This window comes from Saccharopolyspora sp. ASAGF58, assembly GCF_012277335.1.
GTDB lineage: Bacteria > Actinomycetota > Actinomycetes > Mycobacteriales > Pseudonocardiaceae > Saccharopolyspora > Saccharopolyspora hattusasensis.
Map to the genome: position 1 here is coordinate 6,073,808 of NZ_CP040605.1, position 25,081 is coordinate 6,098,888.

A 25,081-nucleotide genomic window follows, 5' to 3' on the forward strand; every position below is an offset into this window, starting at 1 on the left:
GGCTGGCGAAGCCAGCCCTGTCCACTGCGAGACAAGCATGAGTGCTGAAAAGCCACCATCCGAAGGCAGATCCGCTGAGGCTGACCTCGACACGGGTCGAATGTCCGGGAATCCGGGCGTGGACAAGGACCAGGAGCTGCTGCACAAGCTTGGCTACAAGCAGGAACTCAACCGGACCCTCGGGCTGTTCTCAAGCTTCGGCGTGCAGTTCACCTCCATCGCGATCGCGTCGGCGTTCTACACGACCATCGTTGTCGGGTTCGGTTTCTTCGGACCGGCCTCGTTCTGGGCGTACGTCGTCGGTGGAGCCCTGCAGGTGTTCTTCGTCGGGCTGGCGGTATCGGAGCTCGTTTCCGCATTTCCGCTTTCTGGCGGCGTGTACCAGATCATCAGCCGGATCACGCCGTTTCGCTGGCTGGCTTGGCAGAGCGGGTGGTGGCTCGTCATCGCACACACCGTCGCGATGGCAGCGGTCGCGGTGAGTCTGGTTCCGTTCGTGGCTGCATGGTTCGGCCTCACCGATCTCACCGGGGTTCAGACCTCGCTGTTCGCGTTCGGCCTCGTCGCATTGATCACGATCGTGAACTTGGCCGGGGTGAAAGCGGCAGCACTGCTCAACAACATCGGTGTGGTGGCGGAGATCGCCGGCATCGTGCTGATCATCGGCGCGCTGCTGATCGTCAAGCACGACACCCAACCGCTTTCCATCTTCACCGAGACGGCGGGGACGACCGCCGGCGGTTGGTGGCTGCCGTTCCTGTTCGCCATGATCCTGCCCGCGTACCTCATCTCGAGCTTCGATGCGACGGGCAACGCCGCGGAGGAGACGAAGAACGCGGCCAAGATCGCGCCGCTGGGTACCTTTCTGGCGAACACGTCCGCCTACTTGGTGGGGCTGGTCTTCTTCTTCCTCGTCGTGCTCGCGATCCCGAACGTGGCGGAGGTGATGAACAGCGACACGCCCATGAAGTACATCCTGGACTCGGCGGTGGGGACGACCATCACCAACCTCTTCGAGATCATCGCGATCACGGCTCTGCTGGCGACCATGGCCATGCTGCAGCTGACTGGTGTCCGCGTGCTCTGGTCCCAGGCCAGGGACGGCCAACTGCCGGGCGCGAGCTGGCTGCGGAAGGTGAGCCGGCAGCGCATCCCCATCAACGCCACCTTGGTGTGCGCTGCGCTTTCCACCGTCTTCGCGTTCTGGTCGTCGGTGTTGTCGGTCCTCACGGCGCTGACAGCACTCGCGTGGGCCCTCGCGTACGGGGTGGTGGTCACCGCTGGATTGTTCGCGGTCATCAAGAAAACGCTGCCCGAGCACCCTTGGCGGCTTGGGCCGGCATCGGTGCCGGTGTTCGTGATCGCCGTGCTCTGGTCCGCAGTCCTCTGCACGCTGTTGGTGTGGTCGGACTGGATCAACGTCGGCCTCGGCATGTTGGGCGTCATCGTCCTCGGCTGGGCCATGTACATGATGATCCCGGCGTCCCGTCGCGGGCGGATCTCCGGGATCGACCACTCGCTCGAACTCGAGCGGTAAGGAAAACGGAGACTGATGAGCAAGCACGCACAGGTATCCAATCTGACCATCGAGAACGTCATCGGCGGTGAAACCCGGCCGGGCTCGTCGGAGCGGGTTGTCCGGGTCCTCAACCCGTCGACCGGTGAGCAGATCGGCACCTTCCGCGAAAGCACGGTCGAGGAGGTCGGCCAGGCCGTGCAGGCGGCCAAGGCGGCATCGCGGAAGTGGGCTCGAACGACTCCGGGCGAGCGCTCGGACGCGCTGCGCAAGCTGGCCGATGCGTTCGAGGCGAACCTGGACCAGTTCGTCGCGCTGGAGAGCGCGGATGCCGGAAAGCCGTGCACCACGGCCAAGGAAGAGGAACTTCCCGGCATCCTCAACGCCCTGCGCTACTTCTCGGGCGCGGCGCGCTCCAGCACGGGGCCTGCTGCCGGGGAGTATCTGGACGGCAACACCACGATGGTGCGGCGTGAGCCGGTTGGCGTGGTCGCGGCGATCACGCCGTGGAACTTCCCACTGTGGCAGGCGGTGTGGAAGATCGCTCCAGCGGTCGCCGCTGGGAACACCGTGGTGGTAAAGCCTGCGGAGAACACGCCCATTTCGACGACACGCTTCGCCGAGTTGGCCGCCGAGGTGCTGCCGGCGGGTGTGCTCAACGTGGTGCACGGTCGGGGTCACACCGTCGGGGAAGCCCTGGTCTCGCACCCGGATGTCGACCTGGTTTCCTTCACCGGGTCGACCCGGGCGGGCCAGCGCATCGCAGAACTGGCAGCCGCGGGCCCGAAGCGGTTGGTTCTGGAACTCGGTGGCAACGCTCCGGTGGTCGTCTTCGATGACGCCGACCTGGAGAAAGCGATGCCTATCCTGGCGAACGCGGTGCTGTTCAACGCGGGCCAGGAATGCATGTCCGGGACACGAATCCTGGTGGCCGAAGGCCTCTACGAGAAGTTCACCAGCCAACTCGCAGACGCCATGGGCCGCTGGAAGATCGGTGACGCCGGTGATGCAGACACCAAGCTCGGGCCGCTGATCAGCGAGCAGCAGCTGGCGAGCGTGCGCAAGCTGGTGGAGAACCGTCCGGCACATGCGGAGCTCTTGCTCGGCGGCGAGGCCCCCGATGGGCCGGGGTTCTTCTTCAAGCCCACCCTGATCGGTCGTCTCCAGCAGACCGACGAACTGGTGCAGACCGAGATCTTCGGCCCTGTCGCCACGGTGCAGACCTTCGCCGGCGAAGAGGAAGCGATCCAGCTCGCCAACGCCACTCCCTACGGTCTGGCCGCATCGGTGTGGACCAGGGACGTTGCTCGTGCGCTGCGCTTCACCCGGGACCTCGAGTTCGGCAATGTCTGGGTGAACAACCACATGGCGGTCGGACCAGAGGCGCCGATCGGCGGGTTCGGGGCGTCCGGCTATGGCAAGGAAGGCGGAGCGACCGGCGTTGAGGAGTTCACCCGGCTCAAGCAGGTCGTGGTCAACCTCGACTGAACAGTCGTGTCGGTTCCTTCCGGCGACCGGAGGGGCTGCTCGGCGCCAACAGAGCGGCCGCTTTAGCGCCTGTTTCGAAAGTGGTTTGCGTAGCGGTGCGGGTAGCGGAACCTCAGGGGTCCTTCTCGCTGCGGGATCCCCGACATCATGAATGCCAATTCACGACGTCGGGGACTGGCCTCGCCGAGAGCCCTTCGGCGGGCACAGCCCCTGAGAACCCGCGGCGGTGCCAGTTGAGTCTCACACCGCAAGCGGCTGCCGCCGCTTATTGGACCACCGATCGTGCGCCGAGGACGGTTCACTCAAGCTGCGGGCTCCCGACCTCGGGGAGTGAGAGCGTGCAGTGTTGAGCGGGGGTTGTGTGAACCGGCGGAGCACTCAGTTGCCGCCATGAACCTCAGGCCGACGGGACCTCCCGACCTGCCTTCACGACGAGTCGCACCTCGTTCAGCGCACGGATGTCAGTACTCGGGTCGCCGCGGACCACGAGCAAGTCGGCGGCCTTTCCTTCCTCGAGTGACCCGTGGGTGTCGCCGAGGCCGATTGCGGTGGCGCTCCCGCTCGTGCAGATGCGCATTGCTTCGAGCGGAGTCGCCCCGCATTCGACGAGAAGCTGCGCCTCGTAGGACAAGCGACCGTGATCGATCCCCGCCCCACCGGAATCGGAGCCGCCAGCGATGGGAGTCCCAACGCGCAGGGCTGTGGTGACCGCATCTCGCACCGCATCGCGAACCTCGGCGGCTTTGCACCGCATGTGCGAGGGAGTGCCGAGCAGCTCCGCCTGCTGGGCGATCAGGTGCGACGCCATCATCGTCGGCACGAAGTAGGAACCGGATTTCCTCATCCGGCGGGCGGTTGCTTCGTCGAGGAAGCTGCCGTGTTCGATGGTGTCGGCGCCGGCGTCGAGTGCGAGGTTGATCGGCCCCGGGGTGTAGGCGTGTGCTGCGACGCGCAGCCCTGCTTTGTGGGCTTCTTCAGCAGCGGCGGACAGTTCGGCGAGGGTGAGCTGCGCCTGGTCGAGCCGTGCGTTCCGGTCGTACACGCCCCCGCTGGCCATGACCTTGATCGCGGTTGCTCCCCGTTTGATCTCTTCGCGCACCGCACGGCGGATGTCATCCGCGCCGTCTGCCGCTGCGGTGATCTGCCAGGCGTGACCGCCGGTCATGGCGATCGCCCTCCCGCAGGCGACGAGCGTTGGTCCTTCGATTTCGCCGGATTCGATGGCTTCGGCGACCGGGATGGAAAGCGAATCGGTGGCCCCGAGATCACGTGCGGTGGTGACGCCGGAGCGCAGCATCGTGCGCGCTCGCCCAGCCATGCGCAGGGCAGTGCGCGCCTGCGATGAATCGAGCACGACCTCCTCGTGGGGCACGCGCCCCGCGTTCCACACCAGGTGGACATGCGCATCGACGAGGCCGGGCAGCATCGTGCAGTCTCCGAGGTCGATGTCGTCCTTGGACGACGCCGTCCCGCTTCGGGCTGACCGCACATCGACGATGCGCCCGTCGTGGAGGCTAACGCGAATGTTGCTGCGGACCGGTGATCCCAAGCCGTCGACGAACCGGCGCACGACAAAGGATCGGGTCCGCGAGGTTGTTTTGTTCATACTTCATTCCACCGTTCGCGGAAGTTTGATCTGGAAATCTTCTCCGGCGATTTGGAAAAGGTCAATGGGATCGTTGGCGCGTGGCTGCGAGAAGTGACCATTTCCTGGGGATGGCAGTGGTCCATTGAGTTCGCGATGTGGTGTTTGTGCAGGTCAACGCGGATGTCGGAGAGGTTTCTCCGGGGAGTGGCTGCTATCCGGTCCGGTGGATACCAGCTATCAACGGCGTGCTGGTTCCCCGTGGAGTTGTGCACGAGTAGCGTCTCCCGCCAAGCCAGTCGGATTATTCCCAGGCGGATTGTTCCGCACTGTGGTTGACGACATTCACCGATCGCGGAGGTTGGCATGATCAGAAGTTTGTTGAGGCTCTTTGCTGCCCCCGGGGAGCGAGACGCTCTCGTTTCCCACTACCTGCGGCACAACGTGGTGTCGGCGAGCGCACCCTACGGTTGGCGGGGAGGCGAGGTGGCGGTTTCCCGCACCGATCAGGACGTCGTGATCGTGACGTCGTTGTGGCCGGACCTGGCGGCCTACGAATCCTGGCTGCTCTCCGCCGAACGGGAGGCGGTGCTGGACCGGATCTCGAGCTTGATCGACACCGCTCGGCCATCGGTGACCGAGTTGTTCGACGTCGCGCAAAGCGCGTCACCTGCGGCTGCGGAGGTGGGACTGTGATGGCGGGCGCGGAGTCCGGCGGCGGAGTGCGCCAGGCGACCGGTCGGCAGGCGCCGCGTTCGCAACTCCGGAAAGCGACCCTCGCTGCGTCGATCGGCAACTTCGTGGAGTGGTTCGACTTCGGCTTCTACGGCTACCTCGCCACCACGATCGCGGTGGTCTTCTTCCCCGGCGAAGGCTCGCTGGCCGGGCTGTTGGCGACGTTCGCCGTCTTCGGAGCCGCCTTCCTGGTGCGTCCCTTGGGAGCGATCTTCTTCGGCTCAGTAGGTGATCGGCTCGGGCGCAACAAGGTGCTGGCGATCACCATCCTGATCATGTCGGCGGCGACCTTCCTCGTCGCGCTCCTGCCGGGCTACCGGACGATCGGGATCGCGGCGCCGATCCTGCTGCTCGTGCTGCGGTTGGTTCAGGGGTTCGCGGCGGGCGGCGAACCCGGTGGCGCTGCGACGTTCCTCGCTGAGTACGCACCAAGCCGTCGGCGCGGCACCTACGTCAGCATGTGGCACGTGTCGAGCTTCGCGGCACTGGTGTGCTCGTCAGGATTGGTGCTTTTCCTGCACGAGGTCATGACTTCGGAACAATTGCTTGCGTGGGGTTGGCGCATCCCGTTCCTGCTTGCGCTGCCCGCAGGGTTAATCGGGCTCTACATCCGGCTGCGGGTCGAGGACACACCCGAGTTCCGTGTCCTCCAGTCGGAGAGCGCCACGGCACAGAGCCCGCTGCGCGAGCTGATCCGGCATGATCTACCCAGTCTTGTGAGGGTCTTCTTTCTCGCTGCGATCCAGCAGTTCGGGTTCTACACCGTCTTCGTGTACCTGGCATCGTTCCTCCAAGTAGAGGGCGGCTTCTCGGCCGGCTTCGGCACCCTGGTCACCGTGTTGGCGGTGGTCGCCGCGATGATCGCCGTCATGCCTTTCGGGGCGCTTTCTGATCGGGTCGGGCGGAAACCGGTGCTGGTCGGTTCCTGCGTCGTCCTGGCGGTAGGGGCTGTTCCGCTCATGCGGCTCGCCGGCTCGGGCAGCCCGACCGCGGTGGTGGCGGCCGCGCTGCTGCTGGCCGTGACGGTCGGGGCGTTCATGGGCGCCTCCGCCCCTGCGTATCCGGAGCAGTTCAGCACCCGCAGGCGGTACGCGGGAATGTCGCTGGCTTTCGGGTTGGCCGCCGCGGTCTTCGGCGGAACCGCGCCGTACCTGTCCACATTCGTCACCGATCGCCTGTCCGATCCGCTCGCGCCGGGATACCTGCTGGTGGCGTTCGCGCTGGTGTCGCTGATCGCCGGGCTCACCCTTCGGGAGACCGCGTATCGGTCGTTGGATGAGCTTTGACGGATGCGGTCGCGGCGGGCGGTGCCGTCAGCTGGCTGATCAACCATTGCAGCCCGGCGTCATCGCCCCGGCGGCGATCCCAGACGACTGACTGCTCGATCGGGCGCAAGGGAACCGGACTGCTCGACCACCGGATACCGGCGGATGCCTGGCACATGCGGGCGAGCCGTTCCGGGACGACCGAGACGAGCGGTGTCCCGCGCAACAGGTAGGGCACCAGCGTCTGGCTCTCCGTCCGGACCGCGACCTGTCGGGTCACACCCGCGCGGTCGAGCTCGCGATCCGCGGCGCTGATGACACCACCGGGGCGGTACTCCACATAGGGCAGGGAGGACAGTTGGCTTCGGCTGATCATCCCGGAGACCGTCGGGTGGAAACGCCACACCGCGCACACGAACCTGTCGGTGAACAGGCAGTGGTGCGCGGCGTCAGGCAGGTCGGTGCGGCGGATGTTCTCACTGATCAGGAGCGCGTCGATGCTCCCGCGGCGCAGCTGTTCGGGGAAGTCGTCGCGCAGCGGCACGATCTCGACGGTGCCGGACAGCCCTTGGGCGCGGGCCCTGGCCAGGATCGGGTGCATCGTCACCAGGCTGGCGTAGTCGCTGGTCATGATGGTGAACGTCCGGTTCGCCGTCGCCGGGTCGAAGCGGGGCCGCAACGCCATGAGCCGAGACGTCGCCTCCAGCGCCTCGGTGAGGTGGGCCCGAAGGACCTCGGCGTACGGGGTGAGGACCAGCTCCCGCCCTTGCCGGACGAGGAGCTGGTCATCGAACGCCCGGCGAAGCCTCGCCAACGCAGCGCTCGTCGCGGACTGGCTCAGTCCCAGCCGCTGTCCGGACCGCGTCACGTTGCGCTCGCGCAGTAAGACGTCCAAGGTCTTGAGCAGGTTCAGGTCGAACTTGTCGAGGTCAGTCGCGGAACCTCCGCCGGGAAGGCTGCGGACCGTTTCCGGTGCCTCCCGCAGTGGCGCTGCCATTGGTCCCTCCACTCCGCGGATTGCCGGCAGCGGCAAGATCTAGCGTTCGAGTGCCGCGGCGTGCACGAACGTCGTGATGTGGTTGGCGACGGTCTCGTGCTCGACGTCGTTGACGATGTCGTGGTATCCGTCGGTCATGGTGATCAGCTGGGCGGCCGGGAACGTCCTCGACCACGATTCGGCCTGCGCTGGGGACGTGAACGCATCGTTGTCCCCGTAGATCAGCAGGACCGGGATGGACAGGCTGGCCGAGCAGGCGTGGACTTCCGCCAGCGCCTCGTCCAGGCACCGCCAGAGGTTCGGCTCGGCGGCTGCGGTGACGAAACCGTACGGGTCGTGAGCGAGCTCGTCCAAGTAGGACGACTCCTTGCTCATGATCGGGGGTGGTGCATCCGCATCGACCGACGGCGAACCTGCGATAGGTGCTCCCGTCAGCACCAGACCGCTGATGCGGTGCTGAGCGCGTGCGGCGAGCAGCATGGCAGTTATCGCGCCGAGGGAGTGGCCGACAACCACGACGGGCAGTTCAGGGTTCGCCGCGTGCGCGTGCTTCAGCACTGCCGCAGCGTTGTCGGCCAACTGCTCGACCGAGTCGAACAGACCGTCCGGTGCCGCACCGGTGAGACCATGCCCGACGTGATCGACAGCCCACACCTCGGCGCCGTCGCGGCACAGGTGAGCGGCAAGTCGGCGGTAATGCCCGGAATGCTCGCCATAACCGTGCAGCACGAGCACCGTCGCGGACGGCTCCGCGGCCGGCCAGTGCCGGTAGAAGAGGCCATCCTTGGTGTCGTTGACGAATGGCATCTCAGCCCTCCCCGTCCGCAGCGCGCTGCTGAACGAGATCCGTGAACCACTGCGACGACGTCATCCACGCCAGCGGGATGGGCGGGCTCGGGTAACCGGCCACCAAGATCATGTTGGCGTGCACGCCGCAGTCGCCGGTCTGCACGAAGACCTTGCAGCGGTCGCGCAGCTGATACATGTCGGGCAGGTACGGGATCTCATGCACGTTCGCCGCACCGACGAGATCGCCGATGGCCTTCCTCCCGGCGGGGTTGGCCGTCGTCATCTCGGCGGCCACGATCGCCGCTTCGAAGTCACCGACCGCGTGCAGGGCGGAAACAACGTCCGCGACGGTCGGCAGACCGGTGGCCACCGCGACATCGACCACCTCGACGCTGTCATCCAGCGGTACGAGGCTCTTGGGCGAGGTTCCGCTGCCGGCATCGGCCACGAAGATCATCTCACCGTGCCGCAACGTCGCGATTATCCCAGCCAGCCTGGGGTGCAGGAGGCGGACCTTGCCGGTCATGTGAGTCCTTTCCGATTGTGCTGAATGATCAGGGCATGCAAGTTGCGGACCAGCCGTCCTGCTCCGGCTCAGGCAGAGCCCGCAGTAGCTGATGTGTGTTCGAGCACGAACTTGGCGATGAAATCGGCGACTTCTCGGTGGCAGAGATCGTTGAGTACGTCATGGTGGGCACGAGCCATCTCGGTGAAAGACGCACGCTGCATCCGTTCGGCCCACCGCCGGGCCACCTCTGGGCGGGCGACCACGTCGTTCTCGCCGTTGACGAACAGAACCGGCAGGGTCCATTGCGGTGCGGCGGTCCGGATCGTCTGGAGGGCTTCCAGGATCGCGCGGTCGAGCCGCTGTGCGTCCGGTTCGCCGGCCGCCGACAGGAGGGGATCGACAGCGAGGGCGTCGAGGTAGGCCGGATCTTCCGACATGACCGGTTCCCCTTGCTCGGCTAGCCTGGCGCGATGGCCGATCTCTCGCTCGAGGAGCGTGCCGGAGAGAACGAGCGCTTCGATCGGTGGCGCGCTTCGTGCCTGCAGCACAGCTGCGGTGAGACCGCCCAAGGAATGACCGACGACGACCAGCGGCAGGCCCGGCCGCTGGTCGGCCGCGATACTCACCAGCTCGCCGGCGTTCGTTGCGAGCGCGGTGAAGTCCGAGCATCCATCAGGGTCGCCGCCGGTGTGGCCGTGACCGAGATGATCTATCCCCCAGACCTCGATGCCGTGGTGATTCAGGTCGCCCGCGAAGCGGTGGTAGAGGCCGGAATGCTCGCCACGGCCGTGGAGTAGAACCACGCCCGCGCGAGGCTCCGGGAGTCCCCATCTCCGGTAGTAGAAACGGTGCGGGGAAGATTCGACGAAGGGCATGTTTCGGCTCTCTCAAGATCGGAAGCAGGATCCGAAGCAGGATCGCAATTCGTTGCTCAGTCGGCGACGATTGCCGACGCTGGCCCAGGTTTCTGCGCGCGTGCCACGGCGTCCGAAGGGGCGGCCGTCACCTCGTCCAGTTGCTCGTTCCCGGTGCTGGAGTGGTTGCGGAGAGCCAGGGTCGCTACGGCCACGAGCACTGCTATCCCGACGCCGAGCAACGACATCGCTGCGCGGCTCTGGCCGGAAATCTCCATCACCGACGCCGCGACCACCGGCGAGAGCCCGCCGCCGATCGCCGAACCCACTGCGAATGCGACCCCCATGCCGGTGTAGCGGACGTGCCGGGGGAACTGCTCGGCAAGGAAGCCAAGGAGCCCGCCGTACATCAGGGAGATGGTGATGGCCACAACGGAGATGAGGACACAGACCACGGTCATTGAGGCAGAAGGGACGAAAGTGAAGAAAAGAACGAAGCTCAGCGCGGTCGCAACTGCGCCGAGCGTGAGGACGACCTTGCGATTCGTCCGGTCGGAGAAGATCGCGACCAGCGGCACCAGCGGAATGATGAGGATCTGGAAAATCAGTTGAGCGGTGAGCGTATCTGTTGACGAGAAGCCGTTCGCCTTCATGTAGGTCAGAAAGTAGACAGCCGCGATGCCCGAACAGGCGGTGTAACCGGTCGCAACACCGAGCGATCCGAGAAACGAGCGCCTGTAGTTTCGGAACACCTCCTTGAGGGGTACCTCCGCGATGCCCTCGCTTGTCGCGTAGGCGTGCTTCTCCATGTCACTGATTCCGCGACGGGCGAAGTAGACGAAGATAAGGATGACAACGCCGAACAAGAACGGTACCCGCCACGCCCATGCGGCGAGGACCTCCGCTCCGCCCAGCGCTGAGATCAGCATGAACACAAGGACAGCGAGCGTCGCACCGATCCCGGACCCGAACGAGGTAAAGCTGGCGTAGAGACCGCGTTTTCCGGCCGGGGCCGCTTCGAGGCCGAAGATCGCCGACCCGGGCATCTCTGCGCCTGCGGCGAAGCCCTGGACCAGCCTCAGGGCCAGCAGACACACCGGAGCCAGGGCGCCGATCTGGGCATACGTCGGGAGCAGGCCGATTGCCGTGGTCGATACCCCGAGAAGAATCATCGTTGCGAACAGCACCCGCGCCCGTCCGAGCCTATCTCCGAAATGGCTGAACACCAGGGAGCCTAAGGGCTTCACGAGCGACCCGGACGCGAACGTTGCCAACGAGAGGATCACGCCGACACCGGGGGATACACCCGGGAAGAATTGTGTGTTGAAGACCAGCGCTGCCGCGAGACCGTACAACGCATAGTCGTAGTACTCGAGCACCGATCCTCCAGCCGTGATCGCAAGGACACGGGCGCGCGAGACCTTCACTGGCGTAACACCGACCGTAGGAGCCATGAACGTTCCTTCCTCGCTGACGTTTCGAGTTGGCCTTGGACCGGACGTCCACCGAGTGTTACTGCGATTTCGGAACGAGTCGATCGACGTCGATGACGCCGCTGGAGTAGCCGCCGACGAGAACGACATTTCCGTGGACGGCGTAGTCGCCGGTCCGCACGAACAACTTCGCCCGATCCCGAAGCCGGTAGAAATCCCACTTGTAGGGAATCTCATGAACATTTTCCTCGCCGGCCACGGTGACGACCAGTCTGCGGCCGTCGGGGTTCGCGGCGGCCATTTCCTGGGTGACGATGATCGACTCGAAGTCCCCCGCCTCCCAGATCACCGGCAACACGTCGGCGACGCTCGGGCTACCAGGCACGAAGCTTAGATCGAGCTGCTCGACGTCGTCGGACATCGGGGTCAGACTCTGCTTCGAGGTAGCGCTGCCGGCATCGGCGATGAAGATCATCTCGCCGTGGCGAAGCTCAGCGATTACTGCTGCGAGACGGCCGTTCAAGATACGCGGCTTGGGGGAATTCATGAGTGGAATATCCTTTCGTGAGTGTGTGGAGGGCAAAGTCCAGACCCTTGCCATAAACCATCAATCGCGAGAGACCAGGCCATTCCCGAATTCAGGGCCACCGGGAGGCCGACGGCAGAAGGCGATGCGCGGTCAGTTGTGGCCGGACTTGGCGCGGATCGTGGTGACTGCGATCCCGCCGACTAGAGCACTTGCGATCACGATGAATGCAGGCGCCAGCGTACTACCCGTGGCTGAGATGAGATAGGTCGCCGCGGCCGGTCCGTTGCCGCCGAACAGCGCCAGCGGAATCGTGAAACCGATGGCGAATCCGGTGTAGCGGACGCGCGTGGGGAAGAGTTCGGGAAGCCCGGCTGCGGAGGCGCCCATGAACAGTGCGAGGAGGATGGCCAGCGCGCAGTGCGCGACCGTCACCCACACCAGGTTCGGCGAGTTGAGCAGAACGAATAGGGGATAGCCGAGCACGACCAGCCCAGCGGCTGCGGCGACCATCTGGTTGCGCCGCCCGATGCGGTCCGACAACGCGCCGAACGGGATGATCACCAGCATGGCGGACAGGTTGGCGGCGATGGTGGAGAACGACGCGAAGGCTGTGGAGTGGCCCACCACGGTTAGGTAAGTCTGCAGGTACACCAGGATCAGGTAGAACACGACGCCCTGGAGCACGACGGCACCGGCGGTCTGCAGGATCTGCTTCTTGTTCGCGGCGATCGTCTCGCGAACCGGGGAGGACGCGACCTGTCCCTTTGCCTCCAGGTCGGCGAACTCAGGGGTGTCTTCCATCCGGCTCCGGATGTAGAGCCCGATCGCGCCCAGCGGTCCGCAGATCAGGAATGGGATGCGCCAGCCCCAGGACTGCATCGTCGGTTCGGACAGCATGGTGGTCAGCACCACGATGAAAAGCCCGGCCATGGCGTTGCCGAGGAAGCTCGAGAAGTGCCAGAAGCAGACGGTGAGTCCCCGGCGTCCCGGCTTGGCGTATTCGAGCAGGAACGATGCGGCACCAGCGGGTTCGCCTCCGGCGGAGAACCCCGCTACCAGGCGCATCAGGGTGAGCAGCACGGGGGAGAGCACGCCGACGACCGCGTAGGGAGGCAGGACGCCGATGAGGAAGGTGGACGAGGCCATCAGCAGGATGACGATCGCCAGCACCCGTTTGCGTCCGATTCGGTCTCCGAGCGCACCGAAGAAGACGCCGCCGAGTGGGATAACGATGAAGGCGATGCCGAAGACCGCGAAGGTCGCGAGCAGGCCCGTGCTGGTTCCGTCCTGGGGGAAGAAGACCAGCGCGAGAGTCGCGGCGAGGTAGCCGTAGATGCCGTAGGAGAACCACTCAACGAAATTGCCGACTGCTGCCGCGAGGATCGCACGCTGGATGCTGCTGCGCTGCCCGGCATCCGTCCTGGTAGGCGGTCGTCTATCGGTCTTGCTGGCCACTTGGAGCTCCTCACTGTTGGAGGTGGATCCGGGTCCCCGCCGTCGTCGTTTGCTCGTACCCCGGCTGCCCACGGTGGGCGCCAGGGGAGGACGGGGCTCTGAAAGCAGAATCTAAGCGACGAACATTGTCGACAAGCGACTATTTTTGGAGATAGTGAGCCGCCTGCGACGCCGTGTCAACCCCTGGGTGGTAGGTCGGCGGTCCAGACAAATTTGCAGGCTATCGCCCTGACGCAAGTGTCCTCGGCTCGTTCGCGACCCTTGACAGCGAAGGCTACGGGGCGAAAAATTGGCGACAGTCGACAATCAACTAGTATCACTCGTGGGGGCGACGGGTCCCCCGTCCTCGTCGCCCCCACGCTCGCCGACTGGACGAGGCCTGTCCGCGGCCCAGCCGGCGCCGACATGCCTCAGGCGTCCGCGGCTCCTGCAAGGTTGCGAACAGCTCGACGGCACAGACGCCGGACGGGTGCAGGTATCAGGTCGAGCGCGGATTATGCTGGACGGTAACTTGTACTTTGTCGACGCCAAGAGTGGTGGGCATGACGACCTTCGAGCCGCTGGATCACACGCCACGCGCGATCAACGTTGCCAATGTGCTTCGCCGGGCGATCATGAGCGGATCCCTGCTGCCCGGGAGTCCGCTCCGGGAAGCCCAGATCGCGGCCGATATGAACGTCAGCCGAGCACCGCTGCGCGAGGCGCTCCGAACGCTGGAGGAGGAGGGGCTCGTCACCCGGATCCCCTACCGCGGTGCGTTTGTCGCCTCGGTGGGGCCGGAGGTGATCGAGGAGGTCGCCTCCTTGCGGGTCCGGTTGGAACCCTACGCGGCGGAGCTGTCGCTGCCGTACTTCCAGAAGGCTGGATTCGGTGAGCTTCACAAGGCCGCCGACGACATCGAAGCGAGGTCGAAGGCGGGCGACCTGCCGGGCATGATCGACGCCCACCTCGGCATGCACCGGCTGTTCTACCTGCGTTCGAACCACAGCTTGCTGATGAACTGCTGGCGTTCCTGGGAGGCGCAGCTCCGGCTGTATCTGGCGATCGACCACTCGTCTTTCACCAGTCACGACGTCGTCATCCTGGCCCACCGCCGGCTGCTGTCCCTCTACGAACAGGCCGACATGACGAAGTTCGCCGAGGAACTGCGAACTCACGTCGAGGTATCGGCGCACGCCGTTTCGCAGGCCCAGTCCGAGGACTGACCGAGCGCTGCGAACTCCCTAGGTGGCTGGTGTTTTGGGTGGCTAAGGATCGGTGTGTCTCGCCCGGTTTGAGGTGATCGTTTTGGCAGGATGGTCGGGTGACGTTGGGACGTGCGCCTCGCCAGACCGACCTGCTGCGGTCGACGGTGGACTACTGCCAGGACCGCGTCCCGTCGGATTCGATCTACGGGGTGCTGCATCGGGAGTGCTTCGCGTTGTTCCCGGATGAGATGTTCGCTGACCTGTTCACCGATGTGGGTCGCCGGTCGGTGCCGCCGATGATCGTGGCGGTGGTGATGGTGCTGCAACGCATCGAGGGCTTGTCGGACCGGGAGGCGGTCGACCGGTTCGCTTTCGACGCCCGCTGGAAATATGCCGCTGGTGGCCTGCATTTCGACTATCCCGGGTTCGTGCACACCGTGCTGGTGGACATGCGGGCCAGGCTGGCCCGCTCTGCACGGCCGGAGCGGATCTTCGAGGCAGTCCTGGACGTGGCCCGGCAGGCCGGGCTGGTGGGCCGCAAGCGTGTGCTGGACTCGACCCCGTTGTATGACGCGGTGGCCACAATGGACACCATCACGTTGATCCGTTCGGCGATTCGCGGCCTGCTGGCTGCCGCCGATGCCGGACAGGCCGCCCGGCTGCGGGCGGTGCTCACCTCCGGGGATGACTACGCCAGCACGGCGAAACCACAGATCGACTGGGACGATCACAACGCCCGGGAGGAATTGATCGACTCCCGGGCTCGGGACGGGTACGCGCTGTTGACCCTGCTGGACGGCCATGAGCTGGGCGAGGGTGTGGACAAGGCCGTGCGGCTGCTGGCCACCGTGCTGGGCCAGGACTTGGCCGACGACGGCGACGGGGTGTTCCGCATCGCCCGCAAGGTCGCCCCGGACCGGATCATTTCCACCGTGGATCCCGAGGCCCGTCATGGGCACAAGACCAGTGCTCGCGGTTTCGACGGTTACAAAGGGCATGTCGCGATCGAGCCCGATGCCGAGATCATCACCGCCACCGAGGTCACGGCCGGAAACAGCGGTGACGCCGAGTCTGCCGAGGCCCTGCTCGCCGACATCATGCCCGCCGAAGCCGAAGCCGAAGCCGAAGCCGAAGCCGAAGCCGAAGCCGAAGCCGAAGCCGAAGCCGAAGCCGAAGCCGAAGCTAAGGATGAAGATCGGGCGGCGGTGTATGGGGATGCGGCCTACGGTGCGGGTGAGTTGCTGGAACGGCTGGACGAGGCTGATATCCACAATGGACTGAAGGTGCAGCCGCCGGTGGCGGTGAAAGGTCATTTCCCGAAGGACCGCTTCGACGTCGACCTCGATGCGCGGACCGTGACCTGCCCTGCCGGGCACACCGTCCCCATCCGCGCCCGCGAGCGTCACGCCGGAGTGGCCTACTTCGGCGCCGCCTGCGCCGCCTGCGCCGCCTGCGCCGCCTGCCCGCTGGCGGCACAGTGCACGACCGCGAAGACCGGACGCACGATCACCATCAGTGCCCACGAGGCCGCGCTGCAAGCAGGGCGGGCGCGCCAGACCGATCCCGCCTGGCGTGCCGACTACCGCGCCACCCGCCCCAAAGTCGAACGCAAAATCGCTCATCTCATGCGCCACCGCCACGGCGGGCGCCGAGCCCGCGTCCGAGGACTGCTGAAAACAGCCGCCGACTTTTCACTACTGGCCGCCGCGGTCAACCTCGCACGCCTCGGCATGCTCGGGATCGCCCGCACGGCAACCGGATGGACCACGACCACCGCCTGACCCGGCCCCGGCGGGCCCGCCGGACACGCACGAGCCCCCGTTGTCAGGGCATACCGGCAACGATCACGCCCGAGTTCCGCCACATCACCAACCCCGATCGATGAAACCCGCGACCACACCGACCCGCTCAACAAACACAGAACAGATCAAGCCCCCACAAACCCCCGTTCGACACCAGCCACCTAGGTGCGCCCGCTGCGGGCGTACCGCTCAACACGTTGGCCGTGCGCAGGGGCTGCCTGGTCGGCGGCCCCGTTTTGGCTGCGCACCGCCGTCATCACAGCTTCGTTGTCGGTACAACGCCCGGAAGCGCTGAAGCGGTCCAGGGGTTGACAGGGGTTCACGCCGTCGGCAAACTGTTCAAAGTCGATTGTCGACAATTCGGTCTGGGTTTTAGCCCAGCTAGTGAGAGCCGACGCGGAGCGCGGGCACCACAACCGATCTTCCGGGCGTCCAGGCGGCATCGTGCGCTTCGCAGCGCAGGACAGCAGAGGAGATAGTGATCCAGATGGGCAAAAGTGTCGGTGGAGTCCTCGCCGCGGTGTCCACACCATTCGGCGAGGACGGCGCGGTCGACGAGAAGACGCTGCGCGACCACGTCGACTACCTCATCGCGAATGGCGTGCACGGATTGGTGCCCTGCGGGAGCACTGGCGAGTTCGCTGCCTTGACCTCCGATGAGCGCAAGCGCGTCGCCGAGGTCGTGATCGAGCAGGCTGCCGGCCGTGTGGCGGTAGTGCCGCACACCGGTTCGACCCGAACCGCCGAAGCGGTGGCGCTCACCCAGCATGCCGAGCGGCACGGTGCCGACGCCGTGCTCGTGGTTCAGCCCTTCTACGAAGCCCCGACGCGGACCGAAGTGATCGAGTACTTCGCGACGATCGGGTCGGAGACCAGCTTGCCGCTGGTGGCCTACAACCTGCCCTCGGTGACTGGGATGAACCTGGACGCCAACTTCTACGAGGACCTTCTCGAGTGCACGAGCAGCGTGCAGTACATCAAGGACACCTCTGGCGACCTCGACCAGGTCTACGAGTTGCTGTTCCGCTTCGAAGGGCGCATCGGCATCCTCGTCGGCTGGGACACCATCGTGCTCCCCGCCTTCGCGGCTGGCGCGACGGGCTCGATCTGGGGTGCGCCGAACTTCATGCCGCGTGAATGCGTCGACTTGTTCGAACTGACTCGGGCGGGCAAGCACGACGAAGCGCAGAAGCTGTGGCGGCAGGTGTGGTTCGTCCAGCAATTCCTCGGTGCGGAGGGTTACGCGGTTTCGACGAAGGCCGCTGCTGAGCTCCGTGGCCGGTCGCTGGGTGCGCCGCGCGCACCGTACAGCCGGCTGCCCGAGGACAAGCTCAAGCAGCTGCGTGGGCTGCTCGACGAAGCCGGACTGCTGTCGGCGTGATCCGCGGGCCGTTCGGTTTGGGGCGGGATCGAGCATCCCGCCCCTGGTTCGCACCGGGCGTTGAGAACAGCTAATTAGGGGAAAGAGGAAGACTCGTGCAACCGAACCGTCGTAGTTGTGACGTGTTGCTCCTGTGGGACATCGACCGGACGTTGGTCGACGTCTCCGACATCACGCTCGACGCGTTCACCGCGACGGTCACGGCTGTGCTCGGACGCGAACCGGAGACCGTAGCCTCCCTGACCGGAAGGTCCGAGGCGGCAAGCATGTTCGAAACCCTGCGGGGCAACGGATTCTCCGAGGACAACGCGCGTGCCAAACTGCCGCACGCCCTCCAGCAATTCATGTCGGAACTCGCCGGACGGATGCGCAGGCTGGATTCGGCGTGCCGAACTGCGCGTCTGCTTCCTGGCGTACGTCAGGCCCTGCGTGAATTCGCAAGGCAGACCAACGTGCTTCAGTCCGTGCTGACCGGAGGGCTCCGTGCCAACGCGCACTTGAAGCTCACCGCGTTTGACCTCGAGTCCTATCTGGACTTGTCCGTCGCGGCCTACGGTGACGACGACTTCGACCGGGCCGTCTTGGTAGATGTCGCGCGGAAACGTGCCTCGCAAGCGGCCGGCTACGAGGTACCGGTGGCCAATACGGTGTTGATCGGCGACTCCCTCAATGATGTCGACGCCGGTCGTAGGAGCGGTGCACAGGTGATCGCTGTCGCGACCGGTGTCAACTCGGAGGATGAGCTGAAAGGCGTTGGTGCCAACGAGGTGCTCCGCGACCTGCAGAGCCTTCAGGACGTGCGGGCCGCCGTGTCCCGTTGCCTGGAGCCGCTCCGCTGGCCCTAGCTGAAGCCAGCTCGGCCGTTCGGCGGCAGACTCCCAGTCCTCTCTTTTCCAGAGAAAGTCAATTCATCATGAACATCGTTGTCCTGGTCAAGCAGGTGCCCGACACGTATTCCGAGCGGAAGTTGTCTGCTGCGGATCACACCCTGGACCGTGAGTCGGCCGATGCGGTGTTGGATGAGATCAACGAGCGCGCGGTGGAGGAAGCGCTGTTGATCAAGGAGGCTCAGGGTGGCGAGGTGACCGTCGTGTGCATGGGTCCGGAGCGTGCCACGGATGCGATCCGCAAGGCGCTGTCGATGGGTGCGGACAAGGCGGTGCATCTCTCGGATGAGGCGCTGCATGGTACGGATGCGCCGTCGACCGCTCGCGCGCTGGCGAAGGTGATCGGGACCCTCGAGGGTGTTGATCTGGTGATCGCCGGTAACGAGGCCACGGATGGCCGCACCGGTGCGGTGCCGGCGATGGTGGCCGAGGTGCTGGTGGCGTGGCCGTCGCCGAGTTCCTGGCCGGCGAGAAGTTGCTTTGAGAGTCGTTCACGGTTTTTCGAGGAGGCATTGATTCATGGCTGAGGTTCTGGTCCTCGTCGATCATGTGGACGGCGAGGTCAAGAAGGTCACGTACGAGCTGCTGACGGCGGCGCGTCGGTTGGGTGAGCCGTCCGCGGTCGTGGTGGGCGGGCCGGGCACCACCGGCAAGCTCGCCGAGAGCCTCGCGGCTTACGGTGCGGCGAAGGTGTATGCGGCGGAGTCCGCGGAGGCCTCGGAGTTCCTGGTGACCCCGCAGGTGGGCGTGCTGGCCAGCCTGGTTGGCAGCGCCGGCCCGGCGGCGGTGCTGGTATCGGCGTCGATCGATGGCAAGGAGATCGCCGGTCGGCTGGCGATTCGCATCGGTTCGGGTTTGCTGTCGGAGGTCGTGGGCCTCGACGCCGACGGTGTGGGGGCGCACTCGCTGTTCGGTGGCGCCTACGACGCCAAGGCGAAGGTCACCAAGGGCACGCCGGTCGTCACGGTGCTGCCGGGTGCGATCGAGCCCGAGCAGGCCGCGGGCGCGGCTGTGGTCGTGTCGGTGGAGGTTCCGGCCGCTACGGGTGCGAGGATCACGGGTCGGCAGCCTGCTGAGGCCGGGGACCGCCCGGAGCTCACCGAGGCCTCGATCGTGGTCTCCGGTGGCCGTGGTGTCGGTTCGGCGGAGTCGTTCGAGGTTGTGGAGAAGCTGGCCGATAGTTTGGGTGCCGCGGTGGGTGCCTCGCGTGCGGCGGTGGACTCCGGCTACTACCCGCACCAGTTCCAGGTCGGGCAGACCGGTAAGACCGTGTCCCCGCAGCTGTACATCGCGCTGGGCATTTCCGGTGCGATCCAGCACCGGGCCGGTATGCAGACCGCCAAGACGATCGTCGCGGTGAACAAGGATCCCGAGGCCCCGATCTTCGAGATCGCCGACTTCGGCGTCGTGGGTGACTTGTTCAAGGTCGCCCCGCAGCTCACCGAGGAAATCACCAAGCGCAAGGGCTGAGCCCCGAGCTGATCTGACGCAGAAGGCGGGCCCCTTTCGGCATCTCGCGCGACTCCTCGGGACTCAACGGGTGCAGGCGATCACGTCCTCAAAATCACGGGAGTGCCGGGCACCGGGCCTGGCCCACGGGAGTTCCTCGGTACGCACCCGCCCGCCAGCACGAGTGTCGTGAGCGTTTTCGGGCGCTATAGCACCGAAAAACGCGCACGGTCCACCTCGGAACGCAGCGATCACCACGCCCCACACCCGTAGCTAGGGCCTGTTTCATATGTCAGAGCCATTCGTTGATCGCCGCGACGACCACTGTGGCCTCGTAACGAACTGCCAACGGCGTTGGTGACGACGAAGTCGTCGTCGACGGGCGAAGCGACCCGGCTCCATTCCGTCGGTGCGGCCTGTTCGAGTCCCAGCAGCCGTGACACCCAGATGTCGAACGCCGCGGAGCCACCACAGCGGAACTGGCCTTCCAGGCGCATGACCTCGACTTCGCAGCCCTTCGCCTTGGCCGATGTGGTGATCGCTTCCAGCGACCCCATTTCTCCTGGGCGCACGATCTGGTGCTCGTCGAGAAGAAACACGGGTACCGATGCGACGTTGATATTGATCGGGAACTTATAGGTGTGATCTTCGTTGTTCTGGCGTGATCGCTGGTGTGCGGGACGCGCGGAGGTTGTCGCCTGAGGCGCAGGAGGATTTGCGGCGTAGGGTGGTCGCTGCTGTTCATGGTGGGATGAGTCAGGTCGAGGCGGCCCGGGTGTTCGCGGTGGCCCCGCAGTCGGTGTCCAGATGGGTGCAGGCGTGGCGGAAACGTGGCTCGAAGGGTCTCACCGGGCGTCGCCGGGGTCGCAAACCCGGCGAGCAGAAAGCGTTGAGTGCCCGCCGGCAGCGCAAGCTGCGGTATGCGGTGGCCGAGCACACCCCGGCCACGTTCGGGCTGACCGGCCTGGTGTGGACCCGCAAGACGGTGGCCGAGCTGATCCGGGTGCGCCATGGCATCGTGTTGAACCTGCGCACCGTCGGCAACTACCTGCGTTCCTGGGGATTGTCGCCGCAGAAACCGATCCGCAAGGCCTACGAACAGGACCCCGAGTCCGTACGCCGATGGCTGGAGGAGGACTACCCGGCCATCGCCGCCCGCGCCCGCCGCGAGGGCGCACTGATCCTGTGGCTGGACCAGACCGGGATCCGCTCCGACGCCACCGTGGCCCGCACCTGGGCACCGGCGGGCCAGACGCCGGTGGTGGGCAAAACGGGCAAACGGTTCAGCGTGAACGCGATGTGCGCGATCGGGAACAAAGGCGAGCTGTACTTCACCGTCTACACCGGCTCGTTCAACGGCAAGGTGTTCCTGCGGTTCCTGGACCGGCTGACCCGCCATCTGGACCGCAAGGTCCACCTGATCGTCGACGGACACCCCGTCCACCGCCGCAAGACCATCCAGCAATGGATCACCAAGCACGCTGAGGCGATCGAGACGCCGCCTGACATCACACATTTGCCACCCGGATCAATAAGTTCGTCGATCTGAAGTAACCCCATGTCAAGGCCTTGACCTGGGGTAGAAACCGTGTCCGAGGGGGGACTTGCACACTATCCACCCGCCTTGTGCTTCCCGAAATTGGTTGAGGCACGGGGCTTTTGCTATCCCGCCTGTCCCGCCTGTCCCGCCTGGAGTCCATCTGGGACGCCTAAAGGTTGGCCCGTAATCGCGGTCCGGGCGGGTAGTGGATCATGTGCGGGTCCAGGTGATCGGGGTCGTGAAGCATTCGTCGAACGGTGAACTCCGCAGGGTGTCACCGCGGGACCGATTGTGCTGCAACGCTCGTCGTTCATGCTCGTCCGATCCCCAGGACTCACCCATGTGCCGAAACTACGGCGCCATGTCCGTCACCTGCCCTACGGTGGGTGCAGGAACCCGAGCGATCAGCGGTAGCTGAGACTGGCAAGGTTGAGAGGTAACAGGGATGGGCGCGCCGTACGTCTCGATCAGGCGGCTGGCGGACAACTCGCTGGCGGCGATGCTGTCTGCGGTCGAGATCTACAACAAGCCGCAGATGACCTACCGCGACGAGGTCACGGTGATGCTGGTCGTGAACGCCTGGGAGCTGGCGCTCAAGGCAACGCTGCGCCAGGAGGACCTTTCGATCTTTTACCGGAAGCAGCGGGGTGAGAAGTACCGCTCGATTGGACTCGACGACGCGCTCGGACGAGTCGCTGCGAACAAACTCTGGCCGTCAGGCATCGACGGACGGGCAGTGACTGCCAACGTAAAGGCACTCGCAGAGTACCGCGACCGGGCGATTCACTTGTATAACGCACAGGGGCTGGGTGCTGCCATCTACCCATTCCTCCAACAGAATGTGTTGAACTACCGGGACTTCATGCTGGCCAGGTTCAAGAAGGACTTGGCCGACTCAATGACCTGGCAGCTCTTGCCGCTCGGAGCGACAGCACCGGCCGACGCCGTGCAGTTCATGCGCATCGACAAGAACGCGACGATGGTCGCCGAGGTACAGCAGTTCATCGACGAGCTGCGCCGCTTGATGGATGAGGCAGAGGAATCTGGAAGTGACATGGCGAGAGTGGCGACGGTCTACGACATCAACATGCAGTCGGTGAAGACGATGACAAGCGCCGACCTCATCGTCGCTGTCTCACCCACTGCCGATGGTCAAGTGGTTGTGCGCAAGACCGATCCGAACCAGACGCATCCATACAACATGACCGAGCTGCTCAACAAGGTAAACGAGAAGCGTAATGGTCGGAAGCTGACGACGTATGACTACCAGGCGATCTGCTGGAAGGAGTTACTGCGAGAGAACACGAAGTACGCCTGGAAGCACAGCAACGGTGTCTCGCACGTCTGGTCGGGCGATGCGATCACTTACCTCGCGTCGCTCTCGGACGAGCACTACGAGCAGGTGCGTGCCGATTACGAGGCGCACAGAAGGGGACAATCCGCCAAGAAGTAGCAAGTTTCTTCGGGCGCGCCGGCGCGTGGTGAGCGGACATCGACCCGCAATGCGTCAGCCTCGTTCTTGAGGCGAGCGCTGATCCCGTCGATAGGCTTTGGTTCCGAGAGCGGATGGAATTCCTCGATTTCGACACGGGCGTTCATACGAGAGGTCGTTCGTCGGCCGGGGATCGCACTTAGACCGACGATGCGCTCTTGAGACGGACGGGCAGTGAGTGGCGTGGTGGGAGTGTCCTGACGTGATGCCTGGCATGCTGCCCGCCTCGATGTTTCTCCCGGCCTGTGGCCAGGCCAGTCGGGGATACCCGCGGATCCCCGGTAAGGCACGCTCCGCAGCGCGGGACCGCCGCCCGAGGGGGTGGTCGTCTAAGCGCCGCCTCCTGCGGATCCCCCTGGTGATCCTCCCGATGCACCCCCATATCCCCGGCGCAGGCCCCGCGGCCCGCCGTGGACCGAGTGGTGCGGGGCGGGGCCGCGGACCTGCCGGTCGGCGGCCCCGCCTTCGATTATCGAGCGTTGTCGTAAGCCTCAACGATCTCCGCGGGGATACGGCCCCGGTCGGACACCTGCCAACCTTCTTCGCGAGCCCACGTGCGAATGGCCAGATTGCGTTCTTTGTCCGGGACTTGCGGCGCGGCGGCTTTGGCGGGCTTGATGGTCGCGCGCTTTCGCCCTCCGGTCCGGCGGGCATGAGACACATAGGGTGTGAGCGCGTCCCGAAGTTCAGTGGCGTTGTCCTGTGACAGGTCGATCGTGTAGCTGACTCCATCCAGGCTGAACTCGACGCTGGTCTCAGCGGGCGTGCCGTCGATGTCGTCGACGAGCGCAACGGTGACTTTCTGAGCCATGTAGTTCCTTTCGTTTGTCCGGTATCGTGAAATGCCGGACGCCGGTACGGAAACGGATTGTAGGGCAACCGCCCGAGATAAAACCCACGGACCGCCGCCGCGTCCGGGTGGATTACGGTCACGGCATTCTCCGGAAGTGTCCCAGGTGCTGGCTGTCGCGGGCGGCGGTGTTCTATGCTTTCGCGGCAAGGAGTACGTGCTGACTTCAGGGCCCCTGTAATGGATCTCTGGACTTGATATGTGGATGGTGCTGTGGCTGAAAAGACCGTGGTCGAGTTCGTCGATGACATCGACGGCACACCCGCCGAGCGACCATGACGTTCTCTGTGGACGGGGTGGTCTATGAGATCGACCTCAACGCCCACCAGGCGCACCACCTTTGGGCCCTGCTTCAGCGCTACATCACCCACGCACGTCGGGAACCGGCTCACCGCGGGAACCGGCGCACCGAGCGTGATCAACGCCGGGTCCGCGAGACCAACAGGGGCCTGACAGCGCAGATTCGACAGGCAGCCCAGCGTACCCGTGAGCACCTTAGCCACAAGCCTGCCTCGGAGCAGACAGACCACACCGATCCCAAGCCCCCGGCTGAGATCGCGGAGAAGGTGGTCGAACCGCACGCCAGGAAATGGCCGCGGAATCCCGTGCGTGCCCCTGAGTTGGCGCCTCCGCAGTTTTCATCGATCTAGCAGCTCCGGCAGGCTGGCCTGCTGGCCGTGCAGGGCGCTGCCGGAGCCACGTGGACTTGTTGTGCCGACGGTCAGAGCGCCCCTCGCCACATATGGGGGCGGGCTGACCGTCGGCAGCGCTGGCCGGGTTCATCATGGCGACGGGCTTTATGTGCGTCGGGACGGCAGGGCGCGCAGTCGTGGTGAGCTTGCGGTGTTCTGGGGTGCTGCGCCGGCCTGTGGTGCTGCGCTGGCAGGTGGTGCGGGCAGGGCGGCGTGGATCAGTGGCGCGGCGCGGTAGGTCCAGCCTGGGCCTGCGTTCTTCCAGCAGCTTAGCATCAGCCAGCGTCCGTGACGGGTGAGCCACAGCCAGACGTCGACCAGGTCGGGGTCGTCGCCGTCGGCGGGGGGAAGGAGTTGCAGGACAACGGTTCCCGTGGGGAGGGTGGCGGGGCTGAGGTTCGGCTTCCAGGCCCCGGTGAAGCCGGTGAGGGCCTGGTGGGGGTCTCGGTCGGTGGAGGTGATGACGATGCCGCCGGTGTTGCGGGGCATGCGCATGGGCGGCGGGGGACCCAGGGTGCAGGTGAGCCGGGTACGGTCGGCAGGTGAGGGACACGGCGGTGCCGGCGCCCGGTTCAGCCGTGGGCCAGGGGCACGCAGTTGTTGTGCCGGTGGTGTGTGAAGCCGCGAACGGTCTACTGAGGACATTT

General features: G+C 65.4%; 23 protein-coding genes and 1 pseudogene. 13 read left to right on the top strand and 11 right to left on the bottom strand.

All coding sequences use genetic code 11. From position 1 onward, the window contains the following. The first annotated feature begins 118 nt into the window (after positions 1–118). Positions 119–1,537 carry an APC family permease gene (locus FDZ84_RS28325; protein ID WP_210435169.1) on the top strand — a complete coding sequence of 473 codons (1,419 nt, stop codon included), beginning with the start codon at positions 119–121 and terminating at the stop codon, positions 1,535–1,537. Between the two features lie 15 nt (positions 1,538–1,552). Continuing rightward, complete coding sequence (locus tag FDZ84_RS28330; protein ID WP_168588357.1) at positions 1,553–3,004, top strand: aldehyde dehydrogenase family protein; 1,452 nt, start codon at positions 1,553–1,555, stop codon at positions 3,002–3,004. A 397-nt stretch (positions 3,005–3,401) separates the two neighbouring features. On the opposite strand, the gene FDZ84_RS28335 is transcribed toward FDZ84_RS28330, so the two are convergent. After that, positions 3,402–4,610 carry an amidohydrolase family protein gene (locus FDZ84_RS28335; protein ID WP_168588358.1) on the bottom strand — a complete coding sequence of 403 codons (1,209 nt, stop codon included), beginning with the start codon at positions 4,608–4,610 and terminating at the stop codon, positions 3,402–3,404. 345 nt (positions 4,611–4,955) lie between these two features. On the opposite strand from FDZ84_RS28335, the gene FDZ84_RS28340 reads away from it, so the two are divergent. Both FDZ84_RS28340 and FDZ84_RS28345 read left to right on the top strand, forming a co-directional pair. Then, positions 4,956–5,285 carry a putative quinol monooxygenase gene (locus FDZ84_RS28340; RefSeq protein WP_168588359.1) on the top strand — a complete coding sequence of 110 codons (330 nt, stop codon included), beginning with the start codon at positions 4,956–4,958 and terminating at the stop codon, positions 5,283–5,285. Then, a complete protein-coding gene (locus FDZ84_RS28345; protein ID WP_168588360.1) occupies positions 5,285–6,610 on the top strand; it encodes an MFS transporter in 1,326 nt (441 codons plus the stop codon). The genes FDZ84_RS28340 and FDZ84_RS28345 overlap by 1 nt, the downstream gene beginning before the upstream one ends. Here FDZ84_RS28345 and FDZ84_RS28350 read toward each other — a convergent pair. The 7 genes from FDZ84_RS28350 to FDZ84_RS28380 all read right to left on the bottom strand — a co-directional run bounded on the left by FDZ84_RS28350 (position 6,567) and on the right by FDZ84_RS28380 (position 13,154). Next, positions 6,567–7,586, bottom strand: a complete 1,020-nt coding sequence (locus FDZ84_RS28350) for a LysR family transcriptional regulator (RefSeq protein ID WP_168588361.1) — start codon at positions 7,584–7,586, stop codon at positions 6,567–6,569. The two genes, FDZ84_RS28345 and FDZ84_RS28350, sit on opposite strands and share 44 nt — an antisense overlap. A gap of 39 nt (positions 7,587–7,625) precedes the next feature. Beyond that, positions 7,626–8,393, bottom strand: coding sequence for an alpha/beta hydrolase (locus FDZ84_RS28355; protein ID WP_168588362.1), 768 nt, complete (start codon positions 8,391–8,393; stop codon positions 7,626–7,628). Position 8,394: 1 nt separating this feature from the next. Then, positions 8,395–8,901 (bottom strand): RbsD/FucU domain-containing protein, encoded by a 507-nt coding sequence (locus tag FDZ84_RS28360; protein ID WP_168588363.1) that lies wholly within the window; start codon positions 8,899–8,901, stop codon positions 8,395–8,397. Between the two features lie 68 nt (positions 8,902–8,969). After that, positions 8,970–9,758: an alpha/beta fold hydrolase gene (locus FDZ84_RS28365; RefSeq protein ID WP_246868490.1), complete on the bottom strand. Its 789-nt coding sequence runs from the start codon at positions 9,756–9,758 to the stop codon at positions 8,970–8,972. 56 nt (positions 9,759–9,814) lie between these two features. Then, entirely contained in the window at positions 9,815–11,191 is a 1,377-nt protein-coding gene (locus FDZ84_RS28370) for an MFS transporter (protein ID WP_168588365.1), read from the bottom strand. 58 nt (positions 11,192–11,249) lie between these two features. Further along, a complete protein-coding gene (locus tag FDZ84_RS28375; RefSeq protein ID WP_168588366.1) occupies positions 11,250–11,717 on the bottom strand; it encodes an RbsD/FucU domain-containing protein in 468 nt (155 codons plus the stop codon). A gap of 132 nt (positions 11,718–11,849) precedes the next feature. Then, positions 11,850–13,154 (bottom strand): MFS transporter, encoded by a 1,305-nt coding sequence (locus FDZ84_RS28380; protein ID WP_168588367.1) that lies wholly within the window; start codon positions 13,152–13,154, stop codon positions 11,850–11,852. Between the two features lie 542 nt (positions 13,155–13,696). Between FDZ84_RS28380 and FDZ84_RS28385 the strand changes: the two genes are divergently transcribed. The 6 genes and pseudogenes from FDZ84_RS28385 (at position 13,697) to FDZ84_RS28410 (ending at position 19,881) form a co-directional block, all read left to right on the top strand. Beyond that, positions 13,697–14,359, top strand: a complete 663-nt coding sequence (locus FDZ84_RS28385; protein ID WP_168588368.1) for a GntR family transcriptional regulator — start codon at positions 13,697–13,699, stop codon at positions 14,357–14,359. Positions 14,360–14,457: 98 nt separating this feature from the next. After that, complete coding sequence (locus tag FDZ84_RS28390; protein ID WP_210435170.1) at positions 14,458–16,122, top strand: IS1182 family transposase; 1,665 nt, start codon at positions 14,458–14,460, stop codon at positions 16,120–16,122. A gap of 508 nt (positions 16,123–16,630) precedes the next feature. Next, on the top strand, positions 16,631–17,524 hold the full coding sequence (locus FDZ84_RS28395) for a dihydrodipicolinate synthase family protein (protein WP_168588369.1): 894 nt from the start codon (positions 16,631–16,633) through the stop codon (positions 17,522–17,524). 122 nt (positions 17,525–17,646) lie between these two features. Continuing rightward, on the top strand, positions 17,647–18,369 hold the full coding sequence (locus FDZ84_RS28400) for an HAD family hydrolase (protein ID WP_256413583.1): 723 nt from the start codon (positions 17,647–17,649) through the stop codon (positions 18,367–18,369). Between the two features lie 65 nt (positions 18,370–18,434). Continuing rightward, positions 18,435–18,848 (top strand): annotated as a pseudogene (locus tag FDZ84_RS28405) (electron transfer flavoprotein subunit beta); the annotation flags it as partial. An 82-nt stretch (positions 18,849–18,930) separates the two neighbouring features. Beyond that, positions 18,931–19,881 carry an electron transfer flavoprotein subunit alpha/FixB family protein gene (locus FDZ84_RS28410; RefSeq protein ID WP_168585067.1) on the top strand — a complete coding sequence of 317 codons (951 nt, stop codon included), beginning with the start codon at positions 18,931–18,933 and terminating at the stop codon, positions 19,879–19,881. Between the two features lie 230 nt (positions 19,882–20,111). Here FDZ84_RS28410 and FDZ84_RS40160 read toward each other — a convergent pair whose 3' ends face one another. Then, complete coding sequence (locus tag FDZ84_RS40160) at positions 20,112–20,669, bottom strand: DNA/RNA helicase domain-containing protein (RefSeq protein WP_210435770.1); 558 nt, start codon at positions 20,667–20,669, stop codon at positions 20,112–20,114. Between FDZ84_RS40160 and FDZ84_RS28420 the strand changes: the two genes are divergently transcribed. Together FDZ84_RS28420 and FDZ84_RS28425 are read left to right on the top strand one after the other, a co-directional pair. Then, positions 20,576–21,409: an IS630 family transposase gene (locus FDZ84_RS28420; protein ID WP_256413779.1), complete on the top strand. Its 834-nt coding sequence runs from the start codon at positions 20,576–20,578 to the stop codon at positions 21,407–21,409. The genes FDZ84_RS40160 and FDZ84_RS28420 overlap by 94 nt on opposite strands. A 436-nt stretch (positions 21,410–21,845) precedes the next feature. Beyond that, positions 21,846–22,853, top strand: coding sequence for a DUF3644 domain-containing protein (locus FDZ84_RS28425; RefSeq protein ID WP_168588372.1), 1,008 nt, complete (start codon positions 21,846–21,848; stop codon positions 22,851–22,853). A gap of 508 nt (positions 22,854–23,361) precedes the next feature. On the opposite strand, the gene FDZ84_RS28430 is transcribed toward FDZ84_RS28425, so the two are convergent. Then, positions 23,362–23,703, bottom strand: coding sequence for an Lsr2 family protein (locus FDZ84_RS28430; protein ID WP_168588373.1), 342 nt, complete (start codon positions 23,701–23,703; stop codon positions 23,362–23,364). A 314-nt stretch (positions 23,704–24,017) separates the two neighbouring features. Here FDZ84_RS28430 and FDZ84_RS41115 point away from each other — a divergent pair, with 314 nt between their 5' ends. After that, positions 24,018–24,392: a histone-like nucleoid-structuring protein Lsr2 gene (locus FDZ84_RS41115; protein WP_168588374.1), complete on the top strand. Its 375-nt coding sequence runs from the start codon at positions 24,018–24,020 to the stop codon at positions 24,390–24,392. Between the two features lie 147 nt (positions 24,393–24,539). Here FDZ84_RS41115 and FDZ84_RS28440 read toward each other — a convergent pair whose 3' ends face one another. Continuing rightward, positions 24,540–24,929 (bottom strand): hypothetical protein, encoded by a 390-nt coding sequence (locus tag FDZ84_RS28440; RefSeq protein WP_168588375.1) that lies wholly within the window; start codon positions 24,927–24,929, stop codon positions 24,540–24,542. Positions 24,930–25,081: the final 152 nt, after the last annotated feature.

Bases quoted from the DNA above. Each gene is read 5' to 3' on its own strand.
- FDZ84_RS28330 (WP_168588357.1), top strand. From the start codon at position 1,553: ATGAGCAAGCACGCACAGGTATCCAATCTGACCATCGAGAACGTCATC.
- FDZ84_RS28335 (WP_168588358.1), bottom strand. From the start codon at position 4,610: ATGAACAAAACAACCTCGCGGACCCGATCCTTTGTCGTGCGCCGGTTC.
- FDZ84_RS28340 (WP_168588359.1), top strand. From the start codon at position 4,956: ATGATCAGAAGTTTGTTGAGGCTCTTTGCTGCCCCCGGGGAGCGAGAC.
- FDZ84_RS28345 (WP_168588360.1), top strand. From the start codon at position 5,285: ATGGCGGGCGCGGAGTCCGGCGGCGGAGTGCGCCAGGCGACCGGTCGG.
- FDZ84_RS28350 (WP_168588361.1), bottom strand. From the start codon at position 7,586: ATGGCAGCGCCACTGCGGGAGGCACCGGAAACGGTCCGCAGCCTTCCC.
- FDZ84_RS28355 (WP_168588362.1), bottom strand. From the start codon at position 8,393: ATGCCATTCGTCAACGACACCAAGGATGGCCTCTTCTACCGGCACTGG.
- FDZ84_RS28360 (WP_168588363.1), bottom strand. From the start codon at position 8,901: ATGACCGGCAAGGTCCGCCTCCTGCACCCCAGGCTGGCTGGGATAATC.
- FDZ84_RS28365 (WP_246868490.1), bottom strand. From the start codon at position 9,758: ATGCCCTTCGTCGAATCTTCCCCGCACCGTTTCTACTACCGGAGATGG.
- FDZ84_RS28370 (WP_168588365.1), bottom strand. From the start codon at position 11,191: ATGGCTCCTACGGTCGGTGTTACGCCAGTGAAGGTCTCGCGCGCCCGT.
- FDZ84_RS28375 (WP_168588366.1), bottom strand. From the start codon at position 11,717: ATGAATTCCCCCAAGCCGCGTATCTTGAACGGCCGTCTCGCAGCAGTA.
- FDZ84_RS28385 (WP_168588368.1), top strand. From the start codon at position 13,697: ATGACGACCTTCGAGCCGCTGGATCACACGCCACGCGCGATCAACGTT.
- FDZ84_RS28395 (WP_168588369.1), top strand. From the start codon at position 16,631: ATGGGCAAAAGTGTCGGTGGAGTCCTCGCCGCGGTGTCCACACCATTC.
- FDZ84_RS28410 (WP_168585067.1), top strand. From the start codon at position 18,931: ATGGCTGAGGTTCTGGTCCTCGTCGATCATGTGGACGGCGAGGTCAAG.
- FDZ84_RS28425 (WP_168588372.1), top strand. From the start codon at position 21,846: ATGGGCGCGCCGTACGTCTCGATCAGGCGGCTGGCGGACAACTCGCTG.
- FDZ84_RS28430 (WP_168588373.1), bottom strand. From the start codon at position 23,703: ATGGCTCAGAAAGTCACCGTTGCGCTCGTCGACGACATCGACGGCACG.
- FDZ84_RS41115 (WP_168588374.1), top strand. From the start codon at position 24,018: ATGACGTTCTCTGTGGACGGGGTGGTCTATGAGATCGACCTCAACGCC.
- FDZ84_RS28440 (WP_168588375.1), bottom strand. From the start codon at position 24,929: ATGCGCATGCCCCGCAACACCGGCGGCATCGTCATCACCTCCACCGAC.